This window comes from Ensifer sp. ENS11 (assembly GCF_014851895.1).
Taxonomy (GTDB): domain Bacteria; phylum Pseudomonadota; class Alphaproteobacteria; order Rhizobiales; family Rhizobiaceae; genus Ensifer; species Ensifer canadensis.
In genome coordinates, this window is record NZ_JACVAN010000003.1 from 330,549 (window position 1) to 344,150 (window position 13,602).

The 13,602-nt window shown below is 63.4% G+C and carries 8 protein-coding genes; 2 read left to right on the plus strand and 6 right to left on the minus strand.

All coding sequences use genetic code 11. The features are described 5' to 3' along the window. Position 1: 1 nt before the first annotated feature. The 4 genes from IB264_RS08570 to IB264_RS08585 form a co-directional block, all read right to left on the minus strand. Positions 2–925 carry an ABC transporter permease gene (locus IB264_RS08570; protein WP_025429288.1) on the minus strand — a complete coding sequence of 308 codons (924 nt, stop codon included), beginning with the start codon at positions 923–925 and terminating at the stop codon, positions 2–4. A 61-nt stretch (positions 926–986) separates the two neighbouring features. Next, positions 987–2,519 carry an ABC transporter substrate-binding protein gene (locus tag IB264_RS08575; RefSeq protein ID WP_057209860.1) on the minus strand — a complete coding sequence of 511 codons (1,533 nt, stop codon included), beginning with the start codon at positions 2,517–2,519 and terminating at the stop codon, positions 987–989. A gap of 51 nt (positions 2,520–2,570) precedes the next feature. Further along, a complete protein-coding gene (locus IB264_RS08580) occupies positions 2,571–4,403 on the minus strand; it encodes an ABC transporter ATP-binding protein (RefSeq protein ID WP_025429286.1) in 1,833 nt (610 codons plus the stop codon). A 13-nt stretch (positions 4,404–4,416) separates the two neighbouring features. Then, positions 4,417–5,001, minus strand: a complete 585-nt coding sequence (locus IB264_RS08585) for a winged helix DNA-binding protein (RefSeq protein ID WP_025429285.1) — start codon at positions 4,999–5,001, stop codon at positions 4,417–4,419. A gap of 121 nt (positions 5,002–5,122) precedes the next feature. On the opposite strand from IB264_RS08585, the gene IB264_RS08590 reads away from it, so the two are divergent. Beyond that, positions 5,123–8,743 (plus strand): hydantoinase B/oxoprolinase family protein, encoded by a 3,621-nt coding sequence (locus IB264_RS08590; RefSeq protein WP_107027451.1) that lies wholly within the window; start codon positions 5,123–5,125, stop codon positions 8,741–8,743. A gap of 283 nt (positions 8,744–9,026) precedes the next feature. Beyond that, entirely contained in the window at positions 9,027–10,928 is a 1,902-nt protein-coding gene (locus IB264_RS08595; protein ID WP_107027452.1) for a methyl-accepting chemotaxis protein, read from the plus strand. A gap of 71 nt (positions 10,929–10,999) precedes the next feature. Here the strand turns inward: IB264_RS08595 and IB264_RS08600 are convergent, their stop codons facing one another. Together IB264_RS08600 and IB264_RS08605 are read right to left on the minus strand one after the other, a co-directional pair. Next, on the minus strand, positions 11,000–12,544 hold the full coding sequence (locus tag IB264_RS08600; protein WP_057209853.1) for an aldehyde dehydrogenase family protein: 1,545 nt from the start codon (positions 12,542–12,544) through the stop codon (positions 11,000–11,002). A gap of 18 nt (positions 12,545–12,562) precedes the next feature. After that, positions 12,563–13,447, minus strand: a complete 885-nt coding sequence (locus IB264_RS08605; RefSeq protein WP_057209852.1) for an NAD(P)-dependent oxidoreductase — start codon at positions 13,445–13,447, stop codon at positions 12,563–12,565. Between the last annotated feature and the right edge of the window lie 155 nt (positions 13,448–13,602).

Genomic DNA, 13,602 nt, shown 5'->3' on the forward strand with positions numbered 1-13,602 from the left:
CTCACTCCGTCCGGATGCGCGGGTCGACGAGGCCATAGGCGATGTCGACGATGAGGTTGACGCCGACGATCATCAGCGAGAGCACGGTGATGACGGCCTGCAGCACGGGATAGTCGCGGGCGCCGACGGCGTCGAAGGCGAGGGTGCCCATGCCCGGCCAGTTGAACACGCGCTCCACGACGACGATGCCGCCGAGAAGACCGCCGAACTGGAGGCCGAAATAGGTGATGAGCGGGATGGCACAGTTACGCAGCGCATGCTTGTAGAGCACCTTGCTTTCGCTGAGGCCCTTGGCGCGGGCCACCATGATGTATTGCGACTGCAGGGTTTCGAGCATCGCCGTGCGCACCAGGCGGACATTGGTTGCCGTCAGGATGATGCCCATGGTGACAGCCGGCATGATGAAGCTCGCAAACCCGTCCATGCCGCTCGGCGGCAGCCATTTGAGCGTGATCGAAAACAACAGCACCAGCATGATCGCCAGCCAGAAGTTCGGGAAGGACAGGCCAACGAGCGAGAGGATGCGGATCGCCTGATCAGCCCATTTGCCGCGGGCGACAGCCGCCTTGATGCCGAGCGGGATCGAAATGATGATCGAAACGATGAGTGACGCGAAGGCCAGCATCATCGTTGCCGGCAGGGCGGCGGCAATCAGCTGCGAGACCGGGGTGCCGCCCATGAACGAGCGGCCGAAATCCAATGTGAACAGGCCTTTGATGAAGGCAAAATACTGCGTCATGAAGGGTTGGTTGAGGCCGAGCGCCTCGCGGATGCGCGAGAGGTCTTCCTCGGTGACGCTACCCGCACCTTGGGCGAGCATCAGTGCCGGGTCGCCCGTCAGGCGGATGGCAAAGGAGACGATGAGCGTTACGACGAAAACAACGAACACCGCCTGCAGAACACGTTTGATCAAAAATCCGGCCAACTTACCCGCCCTTCATGAAGACGACCCGCCGCTCGCTGTTGGGAAGCGGCGGATCTGATTGTTACTCGACCGTGACGTCCGTCAGCCGCAGGCGGCTGTCGGGAACAGGCGTGAAGTTCTTGACGCGCTTGCTCACGCCGAAGATGGCGTTGAGGTTGTAGAGCGGCATTTCCAGCGCACGGTCGGCGGCGTAGTTGGCGATCTGCTTGAGGATTTCCTCGCGCTTGGGCTGATCGGTGATCGAGCGCTGGGATTCGAGCAGCTTGTCGAGTTCGGCGTCGCTGTCGTACGGGTTCCACTTTTCACCCGAGTGGTACATCGAGTAGGCCGTGTTGTCGTAATCGAGCGTCCAGCCGCCCCAGGCCTGCTGGAACATCGCGCCCGTCTTGCCGGCCGGGATGATGTCGTTCAACAGAACGTTGGTTTCGTAAGGCTTGATCGTCGCGTTGATGCCGACGAGCTGCAGGTAGCTGGCGACGGCCTGAACAACTTCGTTGAAGGTTGCGTCGTTGCCGCGCACGTCGATCTGGACGGAAGCACCCGGCGCGACGCCCGCTTCCTTCAACAGCGCCTTCGCCTGCTCCGGATCGTATGGCAACGGCTTCATGCTTGGGTCGAAGCCGAACGACAGTTCGCCCTGGAAGCTGGCGATCGGAGCGGCCTGGCCGCCGAGGATCGACTGGATGATGGTGTCGCGGTCGACGCCGAGGATCAGCGCCTTGCGGACCTTCGGATCCTTGGTGATGCCGTCGCGGGTGTTGAAACGCAGCGCATAGACGGTCGGGCCGGGGGTCGAGACGAGTTCGAGCTTGTCGTCACCCTCGATCGTCGGGATCATGCCGATCGGGATGGTCGGCGGGATGACGAGATCGACGCGGCCGGCCTGCAATTCGGCAACGGCGGTTGCCGGCTCGGCGATGAAGCGGAAGTCGAGGTTGGAAAGCTTCGGTGCGCCGCCCCAATGATCGGCGAAGGCTTCGAGCTTGATCGCCACCTTCGGCTCATAGGAGACGAATTTGAATGGGCCGGTACCGACAGGATGGGTGTTGAAATAGTCCTCACCCTTTTCCTGGATGTATTTCGGCGGCACGATCATCGCGCCGTAGCCGGCGAGCTTGGTCAGTAGAACAGGATCCGGTGACTTCAGGTGGAGATCGACGGTCTTCTCGTCGACGATCTCGACACGCTCGATGACCGCATAGTTGGATTTCTGTGGCCCCTTGGAGCCTTCTTCGCCGAGCAGGCGATCGAAGGTGTATTTCACGGCTTCGGCGTTGAAAGGCTCGCCATTGTGGAACTTGACGCCTTCGCGCAGCGTGAAGCGCAGGCGCTTGCCGCCGTCGAGCTCTTCCCAGGCGGTTGCAAGGCCTGGAACCAGCTTGCGGTCAGGGCCGCGATAGGTCAGGCCGTCGAAAATGTTGGTGGAGACAGATGCCCAGTTGACGAGGAAGGTGTCGACCGGATCCCAGCTGCCCGGATCCTGTGGCGACGAAACCGTCAATGTGCCGGCGGCAAAGGCCGGCGCGGCCGTCAGAAAGCTGCCAGTCAGCGCAAGCGCGATGAAGGCGGCGTGGATCCCCTTTTTGTTGATCATTTTTTACTCACTCCTGTTTCGACTGCCTTCCCCTGAAAAGAGAAAGCGGCTTTACGCGTCCAGGGCCACGAAATGGCCCGGCGCGATCTCCTTGCGCGGAAGCACCGCGGGTTCTTCTCCGACACGCCGGATCGGGCTCGGGATCTCGCCTTCGATCATCCCCCGGTCGCGCCCCTTGCCGGGATCGGCGACCGGAACGGCCGATAGCAGCCGGCGGGTATAGGGATGGGTCGGGGTTTCGAACACCTGGCGGCGGCTACCGAATTCCATCACCTGGCCGAGATAGAGCACGGCGACGCGGTGGCTCATGCGCTCGACCACGGCCATGTCATGGCTGATGAAAAGATAGGCGAGGCCTTCCTGTTCCTGCAGCTCCATGAACAGATTGATGATCTGGGCCTGGATCGACACGTCGAGCGCCGATAGCGCCTCGTCGGCGATGATGAGCTTGGGCCGGGATGCGAGCGCCCGGGCGATACAGACGCGCTGGCGTTGACCGCCGGAGAACTCATGCGGGTAACGCTCGGCATGGGCGGAGGTCAGCCCCACCCGCTCGAGCAGTTCGTGAACGCGCTTTTCGATTTCCTTGTTGCCAAGGATCAGCCCATGGGTGCGGATCGGTTCGGCAATCGAGAAACCGACGGTCTTGCGCGGGTCGAGTGAGGCGAAGGGATCCTGGAAGATGTACTGGATTTCCTGTTTCAGCCGCTGGCGCTCGGCAAAGCTCATGGCGGAGACCGGGCGTCCGCCGAAGAGGATTTCACCTGAGGTGGCGCTCTGGAGCTGCTGGATTGTACGGCCGATCGTCGACTTGCCGGAACCGGATTCGCCGACAAGTGCCAGGGTCTCGCCCGGGAAAATGTCGAAGCTGACATTTTCAATTGCGTGAACGCGGTGCGTGGCCCTGCCGAAAAGGTTCTTCTTGACGTCAAAGCGTGTAACGAGATCGCGCACGGAGAGGATCGGTGCTGCGTCGTAGCGGGCGGTGCGCTGGATATGCTCTTCGCCGACAAGCTTCGGCGCGCCGTCGATCATCATCGTCAGCGGCATGCGCTTGGGGAAGTCTTCGCCGGTCATGCTGCCGAGCTTCGGCACGGCGGAAAGAAGCGTCTGGGTATAGGGATGTTGTGGATTGGCGAAGATCTCGGCGACCGGACCTTCCTCGACCTTGCGGCCCTTCCACATGACGACGACATCGTCGGCCATTTCGGCGACGACGCCCATGTCATGGGTGATGAAGATCACCGCCATGCCGAGCTCCTTCTGGAGGTCGCGGATGATGGTGAGGATCTGGGCCTGGATGGTCACGTCGAGCGCCGTCGTCGGCTCGTCGGCGATCAAAAGCTTCGGGCGACAGGCAAGCGCCATGGCGATCATGACGCGTTGGCGCATGCCGCCGGAGAGCTGGTGCGGATAACGGCCGACGAGCTCGGCGGAATCGGGCAGCCGCACCATGTCGAGCAGCCGGCATGTCTCGGTGAGAGCTTCGGCTTTCGTCATCTTCTCGTGCAGCATCAGCACTTCGGCGATCTGGTCACCGATCGTGAACACCGGATTGAGCGACGTCATCGGCTCTTGGAAGATCATGGCGATCTCCTTGCCGCGAATGCTGCGCATCGCTTTCTGCGGTTCGGCCGTCAGGTTCACCGCGCCGTTCTTGCCCTGGAACAGGATGCGACCGGAGGGGAACCGACCTCCCATCATGTCGGCAAGCCGCATGATCGAAAGCGAGGTCACCGATTTGCCGGAGCCCGATTCGCCGACGATTGCCAGCGTCCGTCCCGCGGTGACCGAAAAGCTCAGGTCTTCGACGACGGCATTGCCATTGAAGGCGACGGACAGGTTTTCTACGGCCAGCAGCGGGGGTGTCGTATCAGCGGTCACGCGATCTTCCTTGTCACAATGTGGTCGCGGCACGCGCGGACTGTTCATAGGCCCCCGACATGAAGCGCAGCACAGCGGCGATTTCCGAGAGTGTCTCCTCGGAAGGGCGGGCATTGGCCGTCGAGGTCACGAGCAGGCGCTCGCGGATTTGCGCATAACGGGTGCAGGCTTCCGCGCCCTTGTCGGTGATCTGGATGGTCTTTTCCTTGCCCGCCTTGCCTGTGGTGACAAGGCCGGCCGCCTCGAGCTTGCGGATGGCATAGGTCGCCACATGCGTGTCTTCGATGTCGAGCACGAGGCAGATATCGGCGAGCTTCTTGCCGCGGTCGCGGTGGCGGATCGTATGCAGGATGAGAATTTCTGTGGAGGAAAGGCCGGGCACACCGGCGGCAGCCATGCAGCGCACCATCCAGCGATGAAACGCGTGAGAAGCGAGAATCAGACCGTACTCGACTTCCGAGAGCCCTGGGGACCCGCCTTCGGCCAGATGTGCGGAGGAGACGATCGGTCCGATCGCGGACACGGGCTTCATGTGGTCGGGCAAAGCGTCTTGCGCCCATTCCCTCCCTTCAAAGCTCTCCTCAGACTTCTTCGTCATTCAGCACTTCCTCATCTTGACGATTTTATGTCATCATTTTATCGACATTTTGTCAACGAACTGCTTTGATGAATTTCGGAGCCGACCCGAGCTGGCGGCAGACGAGTGAGAGGGATGGACGATGAGCGCACGCGAAACCGGCAGCTGGGACTTCTGGATCGACCGTGGCGGCACCTTCACCGACGTGATCGGCAGGGACCCGCAAGGCGTTCTGCATGCGCGCAAGGTGCTGTCGGAGAATCCGGAAGCCTATCGTGATGCCGCCGTGCACGGCATCCGCCTGCATCTTGGCCTGCCGACCGGCACGCCGATCCCGACCGGGCTCATCAGCGAAGTGCGTATGGGCACGACGGTCGCGACCAATGCGCTGCTTGAGCGCAAGGGCGAACCGCTCGCACTGGTGACGACGCGCGGTTTCCGTGACGCGCTCAGGATCGGTTACCAGGAGCGCAAGAACATCTTCGCCACCGAAATCATCAAGCCGGAAGCGCTCTACAAGGATATTGTGGAGCTCGGCGAACGGGTGCTGGCCGACGGCACGGTCGAGCAGGCACTGGATGAGGCCGAGGCGCGCCAGGCGCTGACGGCGCTTCGCGACCAGGGTTACAACACCGTCGCGATCGTCTTCATGCACGCCTATAAATATCCGGAGCACGAGGCGCTGGTCGCCCGGCTTGCCCGCGAAATGGGCTTCGAGCAGGTGTCGGTCAGCCACGAAGTCTCGCCGCTGATCAAATATGTCGGTCGCGGCGATACCACCGTCATCGACGCCTATCTCTCGCCGGTGCTGCGCCGCTATGTGGCGCAGGTGTCGAGCGAACTCGACGTCGAGCGCTCCGGCGCGCGGGTCATGTTCATGATGTCGTCGGGTGGCCTGACGGCCGCCGACATGTTCCAGGGCAAGGATGCGATCCTCTCTGGTCCGGCTGGCGGTGTCGTCGGCTTGGCCAAAACCGGTGAAGCGGCCGGTTTCGACCGCGTCATCGGCTTCGACATGGGCGGCACCTCTACCGACGTTGCCCATTTCGACGGCGAATACGAGCGCGCCTTCGAAACCGAAGTCGCCGGCGTGCGCGTGCGCGCGCCGATGATGCTGATCCACACGGTTGCCGCCGGCGGCGGTTCGATCCTGCATTTCGACGGCGAGCGCTTCCGCGTCGGACCGGATTCCGCCGGCGCCAATCCGGGCCCTGCCTGCTATCGCAACGGCGGCCCGCTTGCGGTCACCGATGCCAATGTGATGCTCGGCAAGCTGATGCCGGAATTCTTCCCGGCGCTGTTCGGGCCGGAGCAGAACGAGCGGCTCGATGTCGAGACGGTGCGTCAGCGTTTCGCGGCGATGGCAGCCGAAATCGGCGATGGCCGGGCGCCTGAGGATGTTGCCGACGGTTTCATCCGCATTGCGGTCGCCAACATGGTCGAGGCGATCAAGAAGATCTCGGTCCAGCGCGGCTATGACGTGACGCGTTACGCGCTCAGCTGCTTCGGCGGCGCCGGTGGCCAGCATGCCTGCCTTGTCGCCGATCAGCTGGGGATGAAGAGCATTCTGGTGCATCCTATGTCCGGCCTGCTGTCGGCCTATGGCATGGGGCTCGCCGATATCCGCGCCACCCGTCAGAAGGCGCTCGGCGTTGCGCTCGACGACAAGGCGCCTTCGGCGCTTGCCGAGCTTGGGTCCGACCTGCAGGTCGAATGCCTCGGCGAACTCGAAGCACAGGGCATCGGCCGCAACGAGATCCGCACCCATCTTCGCGCCCATATCCGCTATGCCGGCACCGACACGGTCCTGGCTGTCGATGCGACCTTCCCCGGGCATGACGATATCGCCCGCCTACGCGCCGAATTCGAGACCTTGCACAAGCGCCGCTTCGGCTTCGTCGCCGACAACAAGGCGCTGGTGATCGACGCTGTCGAGGTCGAAACCGTCGGCGGCGGCGCTGCCCAGATGGAAGGTGAAGGCCTGGCGACGACGGCAGGCGCGCCCGCGCTTAGCCGCAGCACCCGCTTCTATTCCCAGGGCCAGTTCCACGATGCGCCGGTGGCGCTTCGCTCCGAGATCAAGCCGGGCCAACGCCTTGAAGGTCCGGCGATCATCATCGAGCCGAACCAGACCGTTATCGTCGAGGACGGCTGGCAGGGGGAACTGACTGCCAAGGACCATATCGTGCTTCGCCGCGTCAAGGCGCTGCCGGCGCGCAGCGCGATCGGCACCAAGGCCGATCCGGTCATGCTCGAGATTTTCAACAATCTCTTCATGTCGATCGCCGAGCAGATGGGCGTGACTCTGCAGAACACCGCCTACTCCGTGAACATCAAGGAGCGTCTCGATTTCTCCTGCGCGGTCTTCGACAACAGGGGCAATCTCGTTGCCAATGCGCCGCACATGCCGGTGCATCTGGGCTCGATGGATGCCTCGGTCGCAACTGCGATCCGCGAGAACCCGGTCATTCACCCCGGCGACGTCTTCCTGATCAATGCGCCCTATAACGGTGGCACACATCTGCCCGACCTGACCGTCTGCACGCCCGTGTTCGACGACCAGGGCAGGGAGATCCGATTCTGGGTCGCAAGCCGCGGCCATCATGCCGATATCGGCGGAATTTCGCCCGGCTCAATGTCGCCGCTGGCGACCAACATCGAGGAAGAAGGCGTCTATATCGACAACTTCAAGCTCATCGATGCCGGCCGCTTCTGCGAGGCCGAACTTGAGGCGTTGCTCAATGGCGCGCGCTATCCGGTTCGCAACATCGTGCAGAACGTCAACGACCTGAAGGCGCAGGTTGCCGCCAACGAAAAGGGCGTGGCGGAACTCAAGAAGATGATCGCGCAGTTCGGCGAGGATGTCGTTGAGGCCTATATGGGCCACGTCCAGGACAATGCCGCCGAAAGCGTGCGCCGCGTGCTGGACCAACTGCCTAACGGCGAATTCTCCTACGAGATGGATCAGGGCTGCAAGATCGTGGTGAAGATCACCGTCGATCGTGACAAGCGCGAGGCCACCGTCGACTTCACCGGCACGTCGGAACAGCGTTCGGACAATTTCAATGCGCCCGCTCCGGTCACTCGGGCGGCGGTGCTTTATGTCTTCCGCGTTCTCGTCGAGGCCGATATCCCGATGAACGCCGGTTGCCTCAGGCCGATCCACATCGTCATCCCGGAAGGCACGATGCTGACCCCGCGTTATCCCGCAGCGGTCGTTGCCGGCAATGTCGAAGTCAGCCAGGCTGTCACCAACTGCCTCTTCGGTGCCGTCGAAAGCCAGGCAGGCGCTCAAGGCACGATGAACAATCTGACCTTCGGCAACGCGCACTACCAGTATTACGAGACGATCTGCTCGGGCGCGTCGGCGGGGCCGGGTTACAATGGCGCCGATGCGGTCCACACCCATATGACCAATTCGCGTCTGACCGATCCGGAAATTCTTGAGACCCGCTTCCCGGTGGTGCTGGAGGACTTCCACATCCGCCGCGGCTCCGGCGGCAAGGGTAAGTGGTCGGCCGGCGACGGCACGAAACGCACCATTCGTGCCCGGGAAAAGCTCGACTTCGCGATCCTTTCCGGTCACCGCCGTGTTGCACCCTTCGGCATCAAGGGCGGTGAGCCCGGCAATCTCGGCCAGAACCTCGTCCGTCGCAACGACGGGCGAACCGAAGAGCTGTCGGGCTGCGCCCATACGGTTCTGGAAGCCGGCGAGGCCTTTACCGTCGTCACGCCCACGGGCGGCGGCTACGGCAAGAAATGATCTCCCAAGACTGCTGCGGCGGTCTGCGGGCGGGCGAGAAATCGCCCGCCCGCTTTGCGTTTGAAAGGCCGTTCGGATGGGCGCCGCCTTGGCCGGGCCGATCCTGATGTTGCTGTTTTGACGCTAATTTAAATTCGCAATTACTAAGTATCTCTCGGTCGGTGCGCTTGAGATCTCCGCCTCCTCCCTCGGAGCGCGCGCAACATTCCGGGTCTCCTCCCACCGGTTTGGCCGACCATGTCCTGCAAACCAGCGCGATCGCGACATCACAGGAGTCACGGCAGTGGCGTTCAAGAATTTATCGATATTGACCAAGGTCGGCCTCGTGGTCGTGGTCATGGGCATTTCGTCAACCCTGATCGCCCTTGCCGGTGCGCGCGGGCTCTCTTCACTCGGCACGACGATCGTCGAAGTCGGCGCCCGCGAAGAAGCCGCGCGCGAGGCGATGGACCTCAGGGTCGATATCATCGCCATCAGCCGCATGACCTATCAACTTGCGGCAACGCCCGGTAAGGCTTCGGAGTTCGGTGCGGAAACGGAAACGCGCGCCGCTGAAATGCTCGCTCGCGTCACCAAGATCGAGGCGGTCGCCGACGATGCCGAGGACAAGCTTCTCAACGACATCCGCACGACGCTGAACAGCTACTTCGACGAGATCCGCGCAATGATTGCCGTCGCCGGATCGAATGGCGCCGACGCCGCTGCCGTCAAGGCCGCGCTCGACAAGGCGCTCGACGCCCAGAAGACCGTGACGTCCGCCGTCAAGGCCTACAGCACCTATTCCGGCGATGCTCTTGCCGCTGCTCGCGCCGAGGCGCTCGAATCTTCCTCCGTCGCGATGACGATCCTCTTGGCTGCAGCCGGCGCCTGTATCGTCTTCGGCGTGGCCGTCAGCCTGCTCGTCGCGCGCCGCGGCATCGTGCTTCCGGTGCAAACGCTGACGTCGATCATGAGCGAACTTGCCGACGGCAAGCTTGATGGCGATGGCGCTGACTCTTCACGCCGCGACGAGATCGGCGAGATGGGCCGCGCCGTCGAAGTCTTCCGCAAGAACGCCATCAGCATGCGCGACATGAAGGCCCAGGAGGCGGCGCTGCATGCACGCAGCAGCGATCTCCAGTCCAACATCAGCATCGTGGTTGCCGCGGCCGTTGCCGGCGATTTCACCGGTCGCATCACCAAGGACTACGATAACGAGGACCTCAACCGCTTTGCCGCCAGCGTCAACGAGCTGGTATCGAGCGTCGATTTGACGGTCAACGAGGTCCGCCGCGTCGTGGCAGCACTCGCAGACGCCGACCTGACGCAATCCATGCGCGGTGAATTCCACGGCGCGTTCGCCGAGCTTCAGACCAACGTCAACGCCACGATGGTGACCCTGCGCTCGACGATGCAGAACGTCCGTACTGCGGCGGGCACGATCAACGACAATTCGGTGGAGTTGAGCTCGGCGGCTAACGATTTGTCGAAGCGTACCGAGCAACAGGCGGCAGCACTCGAAGAGACAGCGGCGGCCCTCGACGAAATCACCTCGACGGTCCGGACCGCGTCTGCGCGGGCCAATGAGGCGCACGAGATGGTGCGCGCCACCAAGGACAGTGCCGGACGATCGGGTGCGATCGTGCGCAGCGCAATCGACGCCATGGGCCGCATCGAGGATTCGTCGAACCGGATCAACCAGATCATCTCGGTGATCGACGAGATCGCCTTCCAGACCAATCTACTGGCGCTCAACGCTGGCGTCGAGGCCGCCCGTGCCGGCGAGGCCGGACGCGGCTTTGCCGTCGTCGCCCAGGAAGTCCGCGAGTTGGCGCAGCGTTCGGCGAACGCCGCCAAGGAGATCAAGACGCTGATCCACAGCTCCGCAAGCGAGGTCGAAAACGGCGTGTCGCTGGTGCGCTCGACCGGCGAGGCGCTGTTGGAGATCGAGACCCTGGTCAACAATGTCAGCGGCCACGTCAATACGATCGCGACCGCCGCACGCGAACAGGCAACCGCACTGCAGCAGATCAATACCTCGGTCAACCACATGGACCAGATGACCCAGCAGAATGCGGCAATGGTTGAAGAAACGACGGCTGCGAGCGGAACGCTCGCCGAAGAAAGCCGCCAGCTCCGCAAGATGCTGGCGAAGTTCAAGCTGGAAGGTGTTGCAACGCGCGAAAGCTGGAGCCGCGCCGCCTGACGAAACGGCCCCGAGCAAGAGAGAAGGGTCGGCGTCGCCGGCCCTTCTGTCATTTCATTCGCTCGACTGCCCTACGCCTCCGGGGCATAGCCGAAGACGACGGCAGGATTTTCCGCGGTTTCGACCCAGACGCTCTTTGTCTGGGTGTAGGCGAGCAGCGCGTCGCGGCCGCTGGAGCGGCCGTATCCGGAGCGGCCGAAGCCGCCGAAGGGCGACATCACGCTGATCGTCTTGTAGCCATTGATCCAGAACGTGCCGGCGCGCACGCGCGCGGCCATGCGGTGGGCTCGCCCGACGTCCCGTGTCCACACAGCGCCCGCGAGACCGTAAGGGTTGTTGTTGGCAAGCGCCACCGCTTCTTCCTCGTCGTCAAAGACCGTGACGCCGACGACCGGGCCGAAGACTTCCTCGCGCGCGATGGTCATGTCGGGCTTGACGTTGTCGAGGATGGTCGGGGCAAAGAAGAAGCCGCCGGAGGACGAAAGCGCTGCGGGCTTGGCGCCGCCGGTTGCAAGCGTTGCGCCTTCGGCAACACCCTGGCGCACCATCTCGTCGATCTTTGCCCATTGGCGGGCATTGTTGATCGGGCCAATCTGGGTGGCGTCGAGATAGGGATCGCCGACCGGGATGCGTTCGGCGGCGCGGGCATAACGCTCGACGAATTGCTGATGCACCGAGCGGTGGATCAACAGACGGGAACCGGCAACGCAGCTCTGGCCGGCGCCCGAGAAGATGGCCGACTGCGCGCCGACGATCGCCCGGCCGACATCCGCATCGGCAAAGACGATGTTGCCGGACTTGCCGCCGAGTTCGAGAATGCAGGGCACGACGTTCTTCGCAGCTGCTGCCGCAATCGCAGATCCGGCCTGGGCCGAGCCGACGAAGACGACGAGCGCTGTCTGCTGATGGGCAACCATCGCGGCGCCTGCGGTCACGCCCTGGCCGGCGATGACGTTGACGAGTCCGCGCGGTGCGCCGCCCGCCTCGCAAAGTGCTCCGAGGACAAGCGTGCTGAGCGGCGTCAGCTCCGACGGTTTGATCACGACGCCGTTGCCGGCGCAGATCGCCGGTGCGATCTGCCAGCCGCCGGTAAAGAGCGGCGCGTTCCAGGGCGTGATCTGGGCAACGACGCCGACCGGTTCGTGCCTGATGTAGTTCAGGTGTGAGGTCGGGACCGGAATGACCTCGCCGTGCAGCTTGTCGCACCAGCCGGCATAATATTCGAACATCTCGGCGACCCGCAGCGCTTCGCCGCGGATATCGCGGATCGGCCGGCCAGCGGAACGGCTTTCGAGCTCGGCCAGTTCCGGTGCGCGCTCACGGATCTTGCGGGCGATCTCGTTCATCACCCGGCCGCGGGCGGATGCCGTCATGGCCATCCACTCGCGCTGCGCCCGCGTCGCCGCTTCCATGCCCGCATCGATGACGTCGTTGCCGGCGTCCTTGAACGTGGCGAAAACCTCGCCGGTCGCCGGGTCGGTCAGGTTCTGCTCAGGCCCGGAGCCTGCCACCAGCACGCCGTCGACATAGCTTCCGATCTCGCTGCCGGGCAGGAAGCCATGAAACAGCGCGCGGATGCGCTCGGCCTTGGCGGCCGGCATGGTCATGTCGTTCATTGTCTTCCCCTTGTCGTCTCAGTTGTCGTTGGCCGTGGCGCGAAAGGCGCCCATGCGGGTGAAGTCGTCGGCATTGTCGAGCGGGCTTTCGGCCCAGAGCCGAGCGACTGCCGCCGAAAGCGGCAGTGCGGCGCCGGTGCGGGCGGCAAGCTCACTTGCAAGCCGCACGTCCTTGCGCATCAGGCCCATGGTGAAGCCGCTGTCGAAGCGGTCGTTCATCACCCAGGTCGGGAAATGCACTTCGCTGATCATCGATTTGCCCGAGGCGGCGTTCAGCACCTTGAGCGCCTGTTCGGGCTCTAGCCCTGCCGAAAGCGCCAGCTTCAGGCCCTCGCCCGTCGTCACCATATGGGCGGCTGCAAGCAAGTTGTTGACGAGCTTGGCGACATTGCCGGCACCGCTTGGGCCCACATGCAGGGCCTTGGCCGCCATCGCATCGATCACCATTTTCGCGCGGGTAACATCGGCGTCACTGCCGCCGATCATCATCGTCAGCATGCCGCTTGCAGCACCCGCCGGCCCGCCCGAGACGGGCGCATCGAGGAAACCGTGGCCAAGTGCGTTGAGACCGGCGGCGAGATCGCGCGAAACGTCGGGTTCCGACGTGGACGTGTCGATGATGACGACACGGTCGTCGGCAGCCTTCAGGGCGTCAAGATTGGCCTCGACGACGGCTGCGACGTCCTTGGCGGTCGGCAGCGAGAAAACGATGAAATCGGTATCGACGAAGACGTCGGCAAGCGTTTCGCAAGGCGCCACACCGCCTTCGTCCGCCAGCTTGCGTCTGCCGTCGGAAAGGTCGAAGCCCTTCACCGCAAAGCCGTTGCTGGCGAGCGTGGTCGCCATGCCGAGCCCCATGGCTCCAAGCCCGACCACGCCTATCGCTCTCTCTTTCGTCGTCATATCCGGTGTCACCCTCAGCGTTTGTTTTGGTGCTGAGAAGGTGGCACGGGGTATTCGGGGCGGGTAGACGGCGGGGCCGGTACACTGCGTTGCTGGCGCCGCAACGTCGGTGGTTCAGCGGATGCCGGCCCGAGGCATCGAGCGTTTCCGGTTTT